This is a genomic window from Psychrobacter sp. UBA3480 (assembly GCF_002377945.1).
Lineage (GTDB): Bacteria > Pseudomonadota > Gammaproteobacteria > Pseudomonadales > Moraxellaceae > Psychrobacter.
In genome coordinates this window covers 219,355-235,298 of the sequence record NZ_DFQV01000020.1, presented here as the reverse complement: position 1 = coordinate 235,298, position 15,944 = coordinate 219,355, and the positions used below count along the sequence as shown (strand labels likewise).

General features: G+C 42.2%; 15 protein-coding genes. 7 read left to right on the top strand and 8 right to left on the bottom strand.

Features of this window, described 5'->3' with window-relative positions; translation table 11 throughout:
• Window positions 1-79: 79 nt before the first annotated feature.
• From B2863_RS08285 to B2863_RS08275, 3 genes are all read right to left on the bottom strand, one after another.
• Window positions 80-1,801, bottom strand: a complete 1,722-nt coding sequence (locus B2863_RS08285; RefSeq protein WP_296209204.1) for an AMP-binding protein — start codon at window positions 1,799-1,801, stop codon at window positions 80-82.
• A gap of 264 nt (window positions 1,802-2,065) precedes the next feature.
• Window positions 2,066-3,367 (bottom strand): glutamate-1-semialdehyde 2,1-aminomutase, encoded by a 1,302-nt coding sequence (gene hemL / locus B2863_RS08280; protein WP_296209201.1) that lies wholly within the window; start codon window positions 3,365-3,367, stop codon window positions 2,066-2,068.
• Window positions 3,368-3,470: 103 nt separating this feature from the next.
• Window positions 3,471-3,824, bottom strand: a complete 354-nt coding sequence (locus B2863_RS08275; RefSeq protein WP_057758016.1) for a zinc ribbon domain-containing protein YjdM — start codon at window positions 3,822-3,824, stop codon at window positions 3,471-3,473.
• A 296-nt stretch (window positions 3,825-4,120) separates the two neighbouring features.
• On the opposite strand from B2863_RS08275, the gene B2863_RS08270 reads away from it, so the two are divergent.
• Together B2863_RS08270 and B2863_RS08265 are read left to right on the top strand one after the other, a co-directional pair.
• Entirely contained in the window at window positions 4,121-4,873 is a 753-nt protein-coding gene (locus tag B2863_RS08270) for a YgfZ/GcvT domain-containing protein (RefSeq protein ID WP_296209197.1), read from the top strand.
• A gap of 91 nt (window positions 4,874-4,964) precedes the next feature.
• On the top strand, window positions 4,965-6,290 hold the full coding sequence (locus B2863_RS08265; protein WP_296209194.1) for a D-amino acid dehydrogenase: 1,326 nt from the start codon (window positions 4,965-4,967) through the stop codon (window positions 6,288-6,290).
• Window positions 6,291-6,383: 93 nt separating this feature from the next.
• Here B2863_RS08265 and B2863_RS08260 read toward each other — a convergent pair whose 3' ends face one another.
• Window positions 6,384-8,582: a molybdopterin oxidoreductase family protein gene (locus B2863_RS08260; RefSeq protein ID WP_296209191.1), complete on the bottom strand. Its 2,199-nt coding sequence runs from the start codon at window positions 8,580-8,582 to the stop codon at window positions 6,384-6,386.
• A gap of 63 nt (window positions 8,583-8,645) precedes the next feature.
• Window positions 8,646-9,344 (bottom strand): TetR/AcrR family transcriptional regulator, encoded by a 699-nt coding sequence (locus B2863_RS08255; protein ID WP_296209189.1) that lies wholly within the window; start codon window positions 9,342-9,344, stop codon window positions 8,646-8,648.
• 210 nt (window positions 9,345-9,554) lie between these two features.
• Between B2863_RS08255 and B2863_RS08250 the strand changes: the two genes are divergently transcribed.
• From B2863_RS08250 to B2863_RS08235, 4 genes are all read left to right on the top strand, one after another.
• Window positions 9,555-10,796 carry an NADH:flavin oxidoreductase/NADH oxidase family protein gene (locus B2863_RS08250; protein ID WP_296209187.1) on the top strand — a complete coding sequence of 414 codons (1,242 nt, stop codon included), beginning with the start codon at window positions 9,555-9,557 and terminating at the stop codon, window positions 10,794-10,796.
• A gap of 435 nt (window positions 10,797-11,231) precedes the next feature.
• Window positions 11,232-11,435, top strand: coding sequence for a CsbD family protein (locus B2863_RS08245; protein ID WP_057758006.1), 204 nt, complete (start codon window positions 11,232-11,234; stop codon window positions 11,433-11,435).
• Window positions 11,436-12,203: 768 nt separating this feature from the next.
• A complete protein-coding gene (locus B2863_RS08240) occupies window positions 12,204-12,866 on the top strand; it encodes a hypothetical protein (protein ID WP_296209185.1) in 663 nt (220 codons plus the stop codon).
• A gap of 83 nt (window positions 12,867-12,949) precedes the next feature.
• Entirely contained in the window at window positions 12,950-13,324 is a 375-nt protein-coding gene (locus B2863_RS08235) for a hypothetical protein (protein WP_296209184.1), read from the top strand.
• Window positions 13,325-13,466: 142 nt separating this feature from the next.
• Here B2863_RS08235 and B2863_RS08230 read toward each other — a convergent pair whose 3' ends face one another.
• From B2863_RS08230 to B2863_RS08220, 3 genes are all read right to left on the bottom strand, one after another.
• Window positions 13,467-13,778 carry an NGG1p interacting factor NIF3 gene (locus tag B2863_RS08230; protein WP_296209182.1) on the bottom strand — a complete coding sequence of 104 codons (312 nt, stop codon included), beginning with the start codon at window positions 13,776-13,778 and terminating at the stop codon, window positions 13,467-13,469.
• A 37-nt stretch (window positions 13,779-13,815) separates the two neighbouring features.
• Window positions 13,816-14,448 (bottom strand): DNA-3-methyladenine glycosylase, encoded by a 633-nt coding sequence (locus B2863_RS08225; protein WP_296209180.1) that lies wholly within the window; start codon window positions 14,446-14,448, stop codon window positions 13,816-13,818.
• Window positions 14,449-14,762: 314 nt separating this feature from the next.
• Entirely contained in the window at window positions 14,763-15,188 is a 426-nt protein-coding gene (locus tag B2863_RS08220) for an immunity protein YezG family protein (RefSeq protein WP_296209179.1), read from the bottom strand.
• A 197-nt stretch (window positions 15,189-15,385) separates the two neighbouring features.
• On the opposite strand from B2863_RS08220, the gene B2863_RS08215 reads away from it, so the two are divergent.
• The gene (locus tag B2863_RS08215) at window positions 15,386-15,823 is read left to right on the top strand and encodes a hypothetical protein (RefSeq protein ID WP_296209177.1); all 438 of its coding nucleotides are present in this window, start codon (window positions 15,386-15,388) and stop codon (window positions 15,821-15,823) included.
• The last annotated feature ends 121 nt before the right edge of the window (window positions 15,824-15,944 follow it).

Here is a 15,944-nt window from a genome sequence, read left to right as displayed (position 1 = left end):
TTTTTAGCGGCCCAGTTTTCAATTATATTGATAGCTTCATTGATGTCAGCTAATTTCTATAAGCGAAACGACACATTTCTTATCGTAAGGATTTGCGTAATATTTTGCCAACAGCAGTCTTAGGTAGCTCATCGATAAACTCATAGGACTGTGGACGCTTATAACCAGTTAAACGCTTGCTTGCAAAGTCTTTTAGCTCCTCTACGGTGAGATCCGCGTCTTTTTTGACCACAAACGCTTTTGGCACTTCCCCGCTATGGTCATCTGCCACCCCGACTACAGCGACTTCGAGCACTTTGGGATGTTCAGTCAGCGCAGCCTCTACTTCATTGGGATATACGTTAAATCCTGATACCAGTATCATGTCCTTTTTACGGTCGACGAGTGTCAAAAACCCCTCATCATTCATAACGCCGATATCACCTGATCTAAAGTAGCCATTTGGGGTAAAAGTATCTGCATTGTCTCGCTGCCAATAACCGCGCATGACCTGAGGCCCTTTGATACAGACCTCACCCCTTGTACCTACTGGGCACGTATTCCCATTCTCATCAATGATATGGATATCTGTCAAAGCCAATGGCAGTCCAACGCTGCCATTGAACTCTGTAATGCCAGACGGATTGAAAGAAATAACAGGCGCCGTCTCAGACATTCCATAGCCTTCGCTAATAATCATACCTGTCACTTGCTGCCATTGATCAGAGACCGCTTTAATAATCGCTGTGCCGCCACCGATAGATAAGGCTAAACGACTAAAATCTAGACTAGCGAATTTTGGATGATGCAGCATGCCAATGAATAATGTATTCACTGAAGGGATAACATGAGGTCGGTGCTGTTCAATGGTATTCACTAAACCATCGATATCACGTGGATTGGTGACCAATATATCTTCCCAGCCGCCATAAAGACCTAGCAAGCTGCAGACCGTAAACGAAAAAATATGATAAAGCGGTAAGGGATTAAGTATTTTAATCTGCTCGCTACGATTGGCTTCAATCGTTTTACCAAACATCGCATAGCACTGGCAGACATTGGCCATGACATTATAATGAGTTAGCATGGCGCCTTTTGGCTTGCCAGTCGTACCGCCTGTATATTGCAGTAGCGCCAAATCTTCACGTTCAATCGTAACTGTTTTGAACGCTTCTGCACCATAGGCCTGCATAATATGTGCAAACATTATGTTGTGCTGTGATGATTCATTTGATAATTCGGTCGAGGAATGTGTTTGCTCATCTGTGTTCGCAGATTGTGCTGTGCCAATTTGACTGAGCAAGGCAATGTCGTTATCAGCAATGCTAGGATCAATGGAACATCTGACCACCCATTTCAACTGCGCTTTGACTGTGTCATCTAATTGCTCATAAGCAGTGCTCATACCATCTAGCACAATTAGACCACAGGCTTGAGCGTCAGTGAGCTGATGTGCCAATTCATATTGGGTATACATGGGATTGACATTGACCAATACCACACCTGCACGTAGGCAACCTAATAGCACCACGGCATACTGCAGGATATTTGGCAGTTGTACCGCAATGCGGTCGCCTTTCTCAATACCTTGCGCTTGTAAAAAAGCAGCGAAACGTCGACTGGCAATGTTTAACTGTCCAAAAGTGAGCGACGCCGCACCCATACTAAAAGCTGGCAATTCACTATGCTGTTCAATCTTTGGTTGCAGTAAGTCAATTAGGTTGTGCTTACCTTCCAATACATCCAAATGATTGTCTAGGCCGTATTGGTCGTAAGTGGCTTGCCATAGTGGCGCGGTATTGCTAGAAGTAATGATACTCATTCGTTTGCATCCTTGCTTAATTGTCTGGGTTTACCTCAGAATATCATAACTTGTTGTCTGTTTTTCGGACGCGCAGGCAAGAACTGTATAAGCATCAGTCACGCTAATGTCTATACAAACAATCTTCGAAAATACTTTATATTATTCCCAATACGATTATAAATAAGATATCGATAAACAAAAAAACCAGCAAAGATCACAGGATGATCTCGCTGGTTTTTTAAGCTTTAACTTTTTAGTTAGCTAATAACTTACATGGCTAAACTATGCTTTTGCCATTTCTGCAAATATCTCATCAGCCGCATTGATTGACGCATCAATATCTTCGTCGCTATGCTTGATAGACATAAAGCCTGCTTCATAAGCTGATGGTGCCAAGTAAATACCGCGATCTAGCATACCGTGGAAGAAAGTATTGAATACGTCCATATCGCACTCTGTCACGTCATCGAAGTTCTTTGGCGTTTCGGTTGCACCGTCTTTGACAAAGAACATGCCAAACATACCGCCAAGCTTATTGGTACGTAGATGAATACCATGTTTGTCAGCTGCTGCTTGGAAACCGTCTACTAGACGATCAACTTTTGCTGCTAACTCGTCGTAGAAACCTTCTGCAGTTAAGTCTTCAAACATGGCAATGCCAGCGCGCATCGCTAGTGGATTGCCTGATAACGTGCCAGCTTGATAGACACCGCCAAGTGGCGCGATGCAAGACATGACTTCTTTTTTACCACCGAAAGCACCAACGGGTAAGCCAGCACCGATGATTTTACCGAAACAGGTCAAGTCTGGGTCAATACCAAAATGGGCTTGCGCACCGCCAAGACCAACACGGAAGCCCGTCATCACTTCATCAAAAATCAATACTGCGCCATTGGCTGTACATTCTGCGCGCAACGTATCATGAAACTCTTGTGTTGGGATAACCATGTTCATGTTGCCAGCGATAGGCTCTAAGATAACGCAGGCAATTTCTTCACCCCATTTCTCAAAGCAGTCCTTAATCGCTTGCGGATCATTATAAGGAATCGTAATGGTATGCTTAGCAAAGTCTGCTGGCACGCCTTTCGACGTTGGCTCACCAATATCAAGCATGCCAGAGCCAGCTTTTACCAACAAGCTGTCTGAATGCCCATGGTAGCAACCTTCGAACTTAACGATTTTGTCACGCTGAGTATAACCACGTGCCAAGCGAATCGCACTCATGGTCGCTTCTGTACCAGAACTGGTCATACGAATCATCTCAACGCTTGGTACGATTTCGCAAATTTTATCTGCAACTGTCGTCTCGAACGGTGTGGGCGTACCAAAGCTTAGACCATCATCAGCCGCTTTTTTTACCGCATCGATGACTTTTGGGTGCGCATGACCCAAAATCATTGGGCCCCACGAGCCAACATAGTCAATATAAGCATTGTCTTCGGTGTCATAAATTTTGCTACCATTAGCACGGTGCATAAAGATTGGCGTCCCACCAACTCCTGCAAAGGCGCGAACCGGTGAGTTAACACCACCTGGGATATGTTTACGTGCTTGTGCAAAGAGCTGTTCGTTTTTAGTACTCATAATTATTCTCTACTTATAGCGACATTTATAACGACAATGTTTTGTAATTAAACGTCTGCTTTATATTTGTTTATTATCGAATCTTTCAAGAAGTTTTTACAATTTAAGCTTTTTTGACCACAGAAGACTTAAGCTTCATTGGTCCGTAGCCATCAAGTTTACAGTCGATATCATGACCGTCAGTAGCATCTGGCAACAGACGTATGCTTTTCGCTTTCGTTCCTACTTTAATCACGATTGAAGAGCCTTTGACTTTTAGGTCTTTAATAACCGTCACCGCATCGCCGTCCTGTAGCTCATTGCCAACAGCATCACGAATAACTGCGTCTTGGTCTTCAGCTTGCGCTGCATCAGTCTCAGCCGCCGTCCATTCATGAGCACACATAGGACATACCAGTAACGCACCATCTTCATACGTATATTCAGCATCACATTTAGGGCAATTTGGTAAGCTCATTATTTCCTCGGCAGCCATCGTACATTAGGTTAATTGTAGAGCTGATATTGTACCGTAACTCACCATCTTTAACCAATTTGTAAGCTTGAAAATCAAACGCTATGCCCAATTTAACGCTTAACCCATCACTTAGTAATGACGTTTTTTATGGCAGGGTTTTTTGTGGTACTCTTCTTAGCCTCATTTAGATTTATGTGCACAGATGCTGTCAATGATAAAAGCACCCATATAATTTTTTATCACTTCGATTTACCCTATATATTAATAAGTAAGCTCTCATCAGAAGGATAATAACAATGACTCAGTCTTCAAATTTATCAGCTGTACCGCAGTTTTCGCAATTAACTATCCAAGGCGAAGATGCCGAAAAATTCTTGCAAGGGCAATTGACTTGTGACGTTACCAAGCTCGGGCTGAGCTATCAGGCCGCCGCCATCGGTAACTTAAAAGGTCGTATTGAGTTCGGTATCTGGATCAAAAAACAAGCAGAGAAACATTATGATGTGGTCATCAGTAGCGACTGTGCTGAGTCTTTGCAGGCGCATCTTAATAAGTACGGGGCGTTTTCTAAATTTGAGACCAGTGCACCAGCAGCGATTTATCCTTGTGTGTTAGCAGATGAGCCAACTTTTAGCCATAAAGACGACCATAATACTGCTGAGGATACGCAGGCTTGGATGGCATGCAGCTTAGCTACTGGTAATTATTGGATTGTAGCTACGACTCAAGGAGAGTTCCAACCGCAAGAGCTGCGTCTACATCAGCGCGGCGGCATGGACTATGATAAAGGCTGCTACTTGGGCCAAGAAGTCATCGCTCGCATCTACTTTAAATCTGCACCCAAAGCATTTTTGCACTATGTAAAAGGCACTGGTGAGACACCAAACGCAGGTGACAAGATTGATAAAATCCAAGTGGTCAATGCAATGAAAAATTATGAGGGCTTTACCGCTTTGGTCGTGGCGCGTCCTGAACAATTGGCAGAAAGCGATTTGAGCATATTGGACTTGCCAGCTGCACTACAAGTAGATGTTGCGCGCCCGAAATAAAAGCACATCGAATCAGGCAAGCGACGCAGTAAAGGTGATGGTCGTTCAATACAGCGCGACTGTCATGACTAACATGAGCATAGAGAATCCTATGACACATATTGCGGTACTCGGAGCAGGCGTGGTGGGCGTGACCACCGCATGGTATCTACGTCAGGCAGGCTATGATGTGACCGTGATTGAGCGCGAACCGGCGGCAGGTATGCAGACGTCATTTGCCAACGGCGGTCAAATATCTGTTTCACATGCCACGCCTTGGGCCAATCCTGCGACCCCGATGAAAGCGCTCAAGTGGCTGTTTAAAGAGGATGCTCCGCTACTGTATCGCTTGCGTGCGGATAAAGCGCAGCTCAAATGGGCCATGCAGTTTTTGCAAGAGTGCCGCGCTGATAGAGCCGATGCCAATCTAGTGCAAATGGTGCGCTTAGGTCTATATTCAAGAGATACCCTACAACAGCTGCGCGCGGATATTGGTATCAACTACGAGCAGCAAACACGCGGTATCATGCATTTTTATACCAATCAGGCAGAGTTTGATGCGGCTATCGAACCCACTGAACGCATGCAAGCGCTTGGTTGTGAGCGCCATGTGATTGATATCAATAATGCCGTCAACTTAGAACCAGCGCTTTACCCAATTGCGCATAAGCTCACTGGAGCAACCTATACCAGCCGTGATGAGTCTGGCAATGCGCACCTGTTTACCCAGCGCTTGGCGCAGCGCTGTATCGATGCTGGCGTACAGTTTTTATATGATACCGAGATTTTGGCACTCAATGCTGATGCTGACTCTGCCCGTCCGCATGTACATAGTATGACTATCCGTCCAAAAGGCGAAAACGCGCAGACTTTCACGGCTGATAGTCATGTGGTCGCGCTTGGCAGCTATAGCGTACCTCTACTAAAACCTTTGGGGATACACGCGCCAATATTTCCAGCAAAAGGTTATTCGGCTACCTATACGGTGAATCCACGTGCACCGCATTTAGCGCCTTTTGTTAGTCTAATTGATGATGAATTTAAGCTGGTCACTTCACGACTGGGTGACAAATTGCGAGTCGCTGGTACAGCTGAATTTAATGGCTATAACCTAGACTTAAATGCCACGCGCTGTGAAGCCATCACTCGGCGCGTGCAGCAATTATTTCCGAAAGGTATTATCGCAAACTCGGTGCAATATTGGACAGGACTGCGCCCAATGACCCCATCGAACGTGCCCCTTATTGGTCGCGCACACTGCGGACAAGTCAAACATGGCAGTCATAACGCTTCAGCGACTTTTGATAATTTATGGCTCAATACTGGTCATGGTACGCTTGGTTGGACCCACTCTTGCGGCTCTGCAAAAGCCCTTAGTTTGTTAATCCAAGGCGAAACCCCTAATGTCGATTTTGACTTTATCGGCATGAGCGTTTAATCGGATCAGCGATATATTTAAATTGCAAACAAAAAAAAGGCGCTCACTTTACGTAAACGCCTTTTTTGCATGTCTATGAACTTGCGATTAACTTTATGCTAGTGCGCCTTCCGCTACAGTCTCTGTAGCAGTAGATAAACCATCTGCACCCATATCCAATGCTTCTAGTTGCACAGGCACACCGTTGACTGCAGCATTACCACTCAACTGATCAATCAACGTCTCATCGGTCAAATCATTAACGCTAACCCCTGCATGTGCTTGCGCAATCTTTTGCTTAACCCCTTTACGACCGTGACCAAAGCCATGCGGGATACTGACCACTCCTGGCATCAGCTCATCCGTCACTTCTGCTGCAATGACCACGCTACCCACTCGAGAAGTTACTCTGACATCTTGACCATCTGCAATGCCATGTTGTGCTGCTGTTTGCGGGTGCAGCATCAATGTACAGCGAGATTTACCTTTTACCAATCGATGGCTATTGTGCAACCATGAATTGTTGCTACGTACATGACGACGACCGATTAGCAAAATCTCATTACTGTTGTACTGCTGTACCATCTCTTTGACACGTGCCAAATCTGACTGATAAAAATCGACATGAAGATGAATTTGTTTATCGGCGTGTTTAATAGCCTCTGGCAACATACGATGCAACGGACCTAAGTCGATACCATGTGGATTTTCGACTAGCGCTTCAAATGTCACCTCTTTATAAGGGCCATACTTAAGACCTTGCTCTAACAAGAATTTAGGACCAAAGGCTTTTGTCGCGGCACGTTCTTTTTGCGTTGCTTCTGGCGCATCTTTGTCTAAGCGGTCAGCCAATCCTAAATAAATCTCCCAGTCATGCTTGGTATCGTCAGTTTTATCAAACAAAGCAGGCGAGTATTTGGCGACATTGTGCACGGCAAAACCATTAAAAGTAATGTCATAATGGTCGCGCTCTAATGGCGATACAGGCGGCAGAATAATATTGGCATGGCGACTGGTCTCAGTCACAAAGTAATCAAGCGAAACCATAAACTCTAATTGTGATAATGCTTCGTCTAACTTTTCACCATTTGGGGTACTCAAAACAGGATTACCAGCGACCGTAACGAATCCCTTTAACTGGCCTTCCCCTTCTACTAACATCTCATCTGCCATCGCAACCACTGGATACTCGCCATTAAAATCTGGCAAATTGCTGACACGGCTATGGCGTTTACCTAAATAGCCTGGGCCTGAGCTGTTCACAACGTCAACGGCAGGATTTGGGAACATGAGTCCGCCCACTTCATCTAAACGACCTGTGACGATATTGATGACCATAGATAGATATTGGCTTAGCAAACCAAACTCTTGCACCGAGATACCCATACGACCATAACAAACCGAGCTTTCTGCTTCACAAAACTCTTTGACGATACGTTTGATCTCAGCTGCGGTAATACCCGTGATGTCTGCAACTGACTCAGGCGTGTATTGTTCAGCGAACAAAGCAAGTCGATCGATCTCTGGTGCCAAGGCCGCCACTCTAGTATCGAGCTTCGCATAGCCTTGCGTATAGATTTCATTGAGCATAGCTAATAACAGCAATACGTCCGTCGCTGGACGAATAAAGTGGTGTTCGCTAGCGATGTCTGCAGTTTCGGTACGTCTGGGATCAACCACTACTACCTTGCCATCGCGCGCTTTGATATCTTTTAGCTTTTGACGCATATTGGGCGCAGTCATGATACTGCCGTTAGAAGCCAGCGGATTGCCACCGATGATAAGCATGTATTGGGTGTGATTGACATCGGGAACTGGAATACGCAGCATATGACCAAACAGATGCATGCTAATAATATGATGCGGCAGCTGGTCGATAGAAGTGGCAGAAAAACGACTGCGCGTCTTTAAACTGGTAAGTAGTTGTTTGATGGTCAACATACCACCCATGTTATGTACGTTAGGATTACCTAGATAAACACCCAACGCATTTTGACCATACTTTTGCTGTATGGATTGAATACCTGCGGCGACTTTATCCAACGCTTCTGGCCAACTAATAGATTTCCAACCGTCTGCCGTTCTCTCTACCGGCTGACGCAAACGGTCAGGATCTTCATGCAAATCTTGCAAAGCGGTGGCTTTCGGACAAATATAGCCTTGTGAAAAGGGATCGTTTTTGTCCCCTTTAATCGACAAGACTTTTTCGCCATCATGTTTTATTTCGACGCCGCACATTGCCTCGCACAATGTACAAGTTCTAAAATGCGTTTGCGCTTCGCCTAACGTTGGTGCAGCCGTGGTTGTGGCCATAGTCACTCTCCCTGTTGTGTTTTTTGTTCTAGATTTCATGACAATAATTTTTGCTTATTATCACTACTGACTAGTATTGCTTCCGTGCAAAAAATTGGTGAACAGTGCATCAAAGCTGATACTCAAGGTGGCAATCGCTTGTTGCCTTGAGTAACGCTGCTGATGACAGCCCAATATCAACTCATGTACTTGTGCCGCCGCCATATCGACGCATAGATTGATAGCACTGCGCTCGCAAGTACGATTAGATAACTGCAATCCTTGAATGAATATCTCTGTCCACTCTTCTTGTATTTCGGTAATCAGATTGCCCAGTCCATTATTTAATGATGACTGGTTTTCTATATTGTCACTAAATCGTGGGCGATCCTCTAACAAATGCTGAAACAATGCGATATTCTCAAACGCAGAATCAAAAATCATCATCAGGCATTGTCGACATTGCCGATTAAATTGATCTTTACTCAATAGGTCATAATCTTTGAGCATATTGACCCATGCCAGTCGCATCGGTGATAGATAATTGTTTTTTAGTTGGGCACTCAGCTCGTTTTGCAGCGCCTCTAGGCTCTCAAAATGATTGTAAAAACTTGGCTGGGCGATACCTGCACCTTTGGCAATTTTATTCATACTCATGCCCTGAGCACCTTCCACGCTATACAACCGCAAAGCACTTTTTAATAACGCACGCCGAGTCTTGGCTTTCGCCAGCTCACGTTTGGACTCTACTGGGACTGTCAAATCTTGCGTTAGTACATTCAATGCAGAGGTCTTCCTATTCAATAGATAATTATATCGACACACCAGTAATTTACCTTAGGTGCTATTGTGCCAAAAAAATGTGATGATAATGGTCAATTGCCGATAGCGAATATCTTAGCTATAAGGTTATAGTCATTTAAACCATATGTCTATAGCCAAACCCATAGTAGAACTCATGCTTCACAAAACAACCATTTCTAGGCCACTATCATGACATCACCTGTATTCACCCCTTTAGTGCTGCCTTGTGGCGCTACGTTACCCAACCGCTTAGCGAAAGCTGCCATGGAAGAAAACATGGCTGATGTCGGTCAAGTCTCTGGCCCTACTCTGCTCCGTCTATATAAGAACTGGGCAGAAGGCGGGACAGGCCTGTTAATCACGGGAAACGTGATGGTCGATGGCCGCGCTATGACAGGGCCTGGTGGTGTCGTATTGGACAAACACAGTGAGATAGCGCCTTTTAGAGCGTGGGCAAATGCTGCCAAGCACAACAATACACAGGTTTGGATGCAGCTCAATCATCCTGGTCGTCAAGTATATGCTGCTATGGGTGGCGATGTGCTATCACCTTCTGACGTGGCGATCGATTTAGGCAAGCACTCCCATCTATTTGGTAAACCGCGTGCGATGACGCAGCAAGATATCGAGCAACTGATACAGCGGTTCGCCGATAGTGCACTAAAAGCAGAGCAAGCTGGCTTCGATGGTGTACAAATTCATGCCGCCCACGGCTATCTAATTTCTCAATTTTTATCACCGCTTACTAATAAACGTAAAGATAAATATAGTGGTTCGATTGAGAATCGTATGCGACTATTGATCGAAGTAATCAAAGCCGTTCGTGCTCAAGTTGCGCCTACCTTTGCAGTTGCTGTTAAGATAAACTCGGCCGATTTCCAACGCGGAGGATTTGATGCAGATGATGCCAAAGTAGTTATTTCAGCGATGAATGAATTGGCCGTAGATTTAGTTGAACTATCAGGTGGTAGCTACGAAAGCCCAGCCATGCAAGGCAGCTCAGCAGATGGTCGTACGTTGCAACGAGAAGCGTACTTTTTAGACTTCGCAAAAGAGATTGCTCAAGTTGCTACCATGCCTATCATGACGACAGGTGGCGTTAGGCGATTGGCTGTCGCAGAAGAGGTACTGGCGCAAGGGATTGAAGTGGTTGGTATGGGAACCGCATTAGCCATGAACCCTGCTCTACCGAATGAATGGAAAAATGATAGTACGCTTAGTGCTCACAATCCTGTGGTACGTTGGAAAGATAAAACCTTAAGTGCAGTTGCTACAATGGCGGTCATCAAGCGACAATTACAGCGCATGGGGCATGGGAAATCCCCCAAACCAAATGCCTCACCAATTTTCTCCTTGATTTCTGATCGTATACGAATAAAAAAACTCACCAAACGCTATCATCAGTATTTGAATAAACATTCCACGAAATAACTTTCAATCAATTTCAAAGACAATAAAAAAGCAGCTACTCTATTTTTGAGTAGCTGCTTTTTTATCTACATAAGTATTTTTGAATAATAATATATTTTCTTAATATTTATATAAACAACAAGTTCATAGAAGGAGTTATTATCACGCACAATAGACGCAATTTACGTGGCACTACTACAGCAGCCCTGTATATAACACTTAGTAAACGCTCACTATAATTAAGTAACACTATAAACATAGCATATACAGACAGCTGAATTGAAAAGTCCTATATTTAATCTCACAAGATATTTGGAACCAATCATTTATCCTTGTGCAATACAATTAAAATAAAAATTAAATAGTAGTATCAGTAATCGATATCGTGAAATAAGAATCAAAATAGTGATTAAGAAATAAATCAAACACAATAAGTTCAATAAAAGGAAGAATACAATGAACGAACATACTCTAAAAGGCGAATGGAACCAAATGAAAGGTTCAGTTAAACAAAAATGGGCCGAGCTAACAGATGATGACCTTACCCATATCGAAGGTAGCCGTGACAAGCTAGTAGGCCGCGTACAAGAACGCTATGGTCATGCCAAAGAAGACGCAGAGCGTGAGGTAGATGACTGGCGTGTAGAAAATAAATATTAATATATTTAGTTCATAACTACTGTACTGAATAAACTGAAAAACCGCATAGAAATATATGCGGTTTTTTTGTGGCATATTTATACTGTATAGATAAGCTGTCGGAAAAATAAATTACCATTCTCCAGACACGATAAAACCGCATAGCAATCAATTGTTATGCGGTTTTATTGTTAACTATCCATGTTACCTATCACGACTGTTTTTCATGCATCCTTGCACAAATATTCAGTATATTGTGATACTGGGCATCCTGCCCTTTTTACTACACTACAGCTTCAGTATTACTTGCTGCTATCAGCAAAGGGTATGTGTCCTTACTTCAATCACTATTGTCATCCTGACGTTAGTCATCGAATCATTATCCTTAATGCGGTTAACTCAATCCTTGAGTCACATTCCCTAATGCCGTGTGACTATAATGCCTAACTCTCACTCGTATGTTAAGTCGCGTAAACGTCATTGCGTGTAAGCATATGCTTACAACAATCTATTTTACTTACCACAATTATTACAACTTATTAACGCAAATGACACCTAGCGCAAAGTTTTGTACTCTATTATAGATAATGTAAGGAAATATTTCGGAAAATAAACTACTAAAAATAATTATTGATTACGACCTAATTTAATGCACCAGAATACCTTCAAAATCTTATAGTTATAGTTATAGTTATAGTTATAGTTATAGTTATAGTTATAGTTATAGTTATAGTTATAGTTATTTCTAATTTACACTGCCTACTTAATTCCATCATAGGATACTGCCCCATGAAAACGATAAACTCCTTCTCTATTAAGGCAATTATGTCTACTAGTCTTGTCATTGCATTATTGGGTACGACAGTGGGTTGTGCAGTTGTAGGCTCAGGATATGACAATCAGCCTGTCTATCGTGGTGATAATAATAGCCAAAACAATAATTTTAATCGTGTAAGTCAGCAGCTTCGACAAGACTTGCGCCGCAGAGGCTATCAAGTTATAGATATCAGAGCTGATAGCTACCGTGGTGATCGAGCTCTTACGGCTTATGCTAAAAAGAACAACCAAGCCTACGAGCTAAAGTATACTTACCCTGCCCTAAGACTCATCAGCTCAAGCAAAAAAGCATGGCCAAATAACTGGGATAATAATAAGTCGCAAAAGAATAATGACCGCTATAAAGAAAACAAGCATCAAGGTAATTATCAAAATGGTCAGCGCTATAAAAAAGGCGATGTCGAAGATACTATTAAAGGAGAATCACGTTACCCAGCTATCAAACGCCGTGCTATCAACAAAGTAAGGGCTATGGGCTACCGTGTTGAAGATATCGATCTTGAAGAAAAAAACAAGCGCGGTGTCTTTGAGATTGAGGCTAAACGCGGTTCACAGAAGTATGAGATATTATTAAGTTATCCAAATTTAGATGTGATCAAAGTCAGAAAAGATTGATTACTTTCAGCATTTTAGCTAACTACCTCGGTACATTTAACTTTTACCCATATTGAGCAACGATATATCCTTAGGAGATCATTATGAAAACTCTATCATTTTCAACATTAAAAACGGTAGTGACTGGCAGCATAGTCGCAGCTTTATTGGCAGTGACCACAGGCTGTGTGACTGCGCCGAGTGGCTACAATGGCTATGACGACCTTTACGAGCATAATCATAAGGACAATAAAGGTCATAAAAAACACAAAGACAAAAAGAACGATAAAAACAGCTATGTCTCCGTTGTCGAGCAACGAGCTGCTAGTAAAGTCCGTAGCATGGGATACCGCGTCAAAGACGTCAAATATAAAAACGGTGATCGTAAGATTAAAATAAAGGCTGAACGCGGACGCGACGATTACAAAATCGAGCTAGGCTATCCAAGCTACAACGTGATTAAACTCAAAAAAGATTAATCGATCATTAAGGTCTGATATTCACTATTTATACTCAGTTGAAAAATGAAAAACTTTACAACCAAATAAGTCATCAAGTGGCTTATTTGGTTTTTTTATAGAACGCTTTACATTCCATAAGCTGATATTTTTCTATATAAAACTAAAAATCCAAGACTTTTATCACATCATAAGCTGGTGTTTCATAGGGGTGCACTTCTTTTAACGCGGTAATGGTAGCATCAATAAATGCTTCATCCACTACCATTTCCACTCGCCACTCATCGACCGTTTCTAAACTATCCTGTGTACCGATATGCGGGTTACTGCCTGATAATGGCATAAACTGACCGGCCCCTCGTACCTGCCAACAGCATTGCTCATAGTTTCCAATCTTCCCAGCACCAGCAGTAAACAGAGCAGACTTTACTTTGTCTAACGCTGTATCAGGAATGAAAACGGTCAACTTATACATAGGTTTACCTCATAGAGTAGTTTTGAATCTCAATCTGCTAGTTCTTAGATAAAGAAGGGTGATCAGTCCATATATAACGTAGCAGCCAGTCTTTTGCGTCACCTGCATAATCAATACCAATACGTGGGCGTAGTGATACAGGTGGCTGGCAGCCATCATCTTCTATCCAAACGTCTGATGATGGCGAAATAGATTTGCCATATAAATGACGATCAATTTGCAAGCGTTTGGTCAATTTCCCAGGACCTGCGAACTGCTTAGGATGTGTAAACTGTTTATCTGAACTGAGTTGTTGCTCTTCGATCAGACGGTCACTATCATCAGTCAAAAACCCAGCGCGGATCAATACCGATTCAGGCGACTCTACAGAGCCGCTAATCAAATTTAGCATATGATGCACGCCATAGGTCAAATAGACGTAGAACACGCCGCCTTGCTCATACATAATCTCTGTGCGCGCCGTTCGAGTGCCTGCATGTGAATGGCAAGCGGGGTCATCTTGACCAATATAAGCTTCGGTCTCAGAGATACGCATACGTAGCGTTTTTTGCTGTCCATCGCTATCGGTTAGCTGTCGACATAAAACCTTACCAATCAGATCAGCAGCAACCACACAGGTCGGACGAGTGAACCAGTCAGGCTCCAAAACGGTTGATGAGGCAGTAGACATCAGCGAAACCTTTCCTTATTTTATGGTTTAATTAATATGAGTAAGTACTAACAAATTAGCATAAAAGCAAGACAAGGTATCGGGGACAGTGTTGGCGCTATGTTTGATTTTTTATACGAGCTAAACTACAAGCCTGTGCCTAAAGAGTGATACTGTTGATAAATAGATAGGAATTATAGTCTGTTACAAGTGGTTCCATTATGGCAGTCTGTTTTAAGTGGTCTATTAATACGTTTGGAGAGTGAATTAGCTAGTTCCGTTGGGGTATACTCTACGAAACTATGCTTTAGTTATAGAGAATTTGAGCTGCCTTTTTACTTTTTAGAACTCACACATCTTTCCCATTCCTTCATAGGGATATAGTATTCATCAAGCTCAGTCTGATCTAAGTCGCTAACTGACCTCATATATAAACCAGGCCAACTATCTTCTTCAGAAATATAAGCGAAATCAATTTTAAAACTACCATCTTTATTTAAGACAATTTTAAACTGTGTCCAAGGTTCTTTATTGAAAATTAAGCATTGCTTCAAGTCTTTCATCAGCTTTCGTAAATCAAAGAAAAGATCATTTGTCATTTCTATATATTTAGGCCCTTCATTTGTTTCACATAGTAACTGAAAGTCTTGATGTTCAGAATAAATACGTCCTCTAAAAACAATATTATTATCTTTCGGAGACATTACTGACCATAGCAACTCACCTATTTTTTGATAAATAATTTGATCATTTGCTTTCATGCCATTTTCCTATATCAGTATTTTTTTAATGCCTTAGCAATTGATAAATGATTTATTATTAAGACTAACGCTGATTATTTCATAATTACTAAAGTTGCATCTAACACTAGAAGCTCGATGCCTGTATAGCGCATCGATCACGTATTGGTAAATAGTTACGGGTGTATTTTGTTCCTAGGTAAGGAGCTTAGAATAAAATGCTAATGTTGTCAGGTGAAGTTAATATCTATTTAAATAGTCTAGGTACAATAGAAGGCAATGAAAAAATTCTAGATGCTATGGTGTTGCCAGGGCCAAGGTTCTCTATGGAAACTATGGAAATTGAAGGGATTGAGTATAGTTCTTATCAGTTTTCAGAACATGGTGTTGAATTTAGTTTTACAGATAAAGTGCTGGAAGCTATCTTTATATTTATGGTAGCTAATGAAGATTATGATAAATACGTATTAGGAGATAGGCTTTTCGATAATATTGAGCGTTTTTCAACTAGAGCAGAAGTAGTTGAAAGCCTAGGAATGCCTAACGTTGAAAAAGAGAAGTTTATTAAATATTACTTAGATAAGAACAAATACATACACTTCGAGTTTAATAGCAGCGAAATACTAAATTTGATCACTTTAGGCTGGAGAGATTAAGTATTAGGATAGATATTATTGGGAATTCTATTTCATGTACATTACTAAGTACACTCACAGTACTTTATACGCTCAAACCATTGATGCTATTAGCCTACAGTCTATCATTCAAGTCCTCACT

Bases quoted from the DNA above. Each gene is read 5' to 3' on its own strand.
- B2863_RS08285 (WP_296209204.1), bottom strand. From the start codon at position 1,801: ATGAGTATCATTACTTCTAGCAATACCGCGCCACTATGGCAAGCCACT.
- hemL (WP_296209201.1), bottom strand. From the start codon at position 3,367: ATGAGTACTAAAAACGAACAGCTCTTTGCACAAGCACGTAAACATATC.
- B2863_RS08275 (WP_057758016.1), bottom strand. From the start codon at position 3,824: ATGAGCTTACCAAATTGCCCTAAATGTGATGCTGAATATACGTATGAA.
- B2863_RS08270 (WP_296209197.1), top strand. From the start codon at position 4,121: ATGACTCAGTCTTCAAATTTATCAGCTGTACCGCAGTTTTCGCAATTA.
- B2863_RS08265 (WP_296209194.1), top strand. From the start codon at position 4,965: ATGACACATATTGCGGTACTCGGAGCAGGCGTGGTGGGCGTGACCACC.
- B2863_RS08260 (WP_296209191.1), bottom strand. From the start codon at position 8,582: ATGGCCACAACCACGGCTGCACCAACGTTAGGCGAAGCGCAAACGCAT.
- B2863_RS08250 (WP_296209187.1), top strand. From the start codon at position 9,555: ATGACATCACCTGTATTCACCCCTTTAGTGCTGCCTTGTGGCGCTACG.
- B2863_RS08245 (WP_057758006.1), top strand. From the start codon at position 11,232: ATGAACGAACATACTCTAAAAGGCGAATGGAACCAAATGAAAGGTTCA.
- B2863_RS08240 (WP_296209185.1), top strand. From the start codon at position 12,204: ATGAAAACGATAAACTCCTTCTCTATTAAGGCAATTATGTCTACTAGT.
- B2863_RS08235 (WP_296209184.1), top strand. From the start codon at position 12,950: ATGAAAACTCTATCATTTTCAACATTAAAAACGGTAGTGACTGGCAGC.
- B2863_RS08230 (WP_296209182.1), bottom strand. From the start codon at position 13,778: ATGTATAAGTTGACCGTTTTCATTCCTGATACAGCGTTAGACAAAGTA.
- B2863_RS08225 (WP_296209180.1), bottom strand. From the start codon at position 14,448: ATGTCTACTGCCTCATCAACCGTTTTGGAGCCTGACTGGTTCACTCGT.
- B2863_RS08220 (WP_296209179.1), bottom strand. From the start codon at position 15,188: ATGAAAGCAAATGATCAAATTATTTATCAAAAAATAGGTGAGTTGCTA.
- B2863_RS08215 (WP_296209177.1), top strand. From the start codon at position 15,386: ATGCTAATGTTGTCAGGTGAAGTTAATATCTATTTAAATAGTCTAGGT.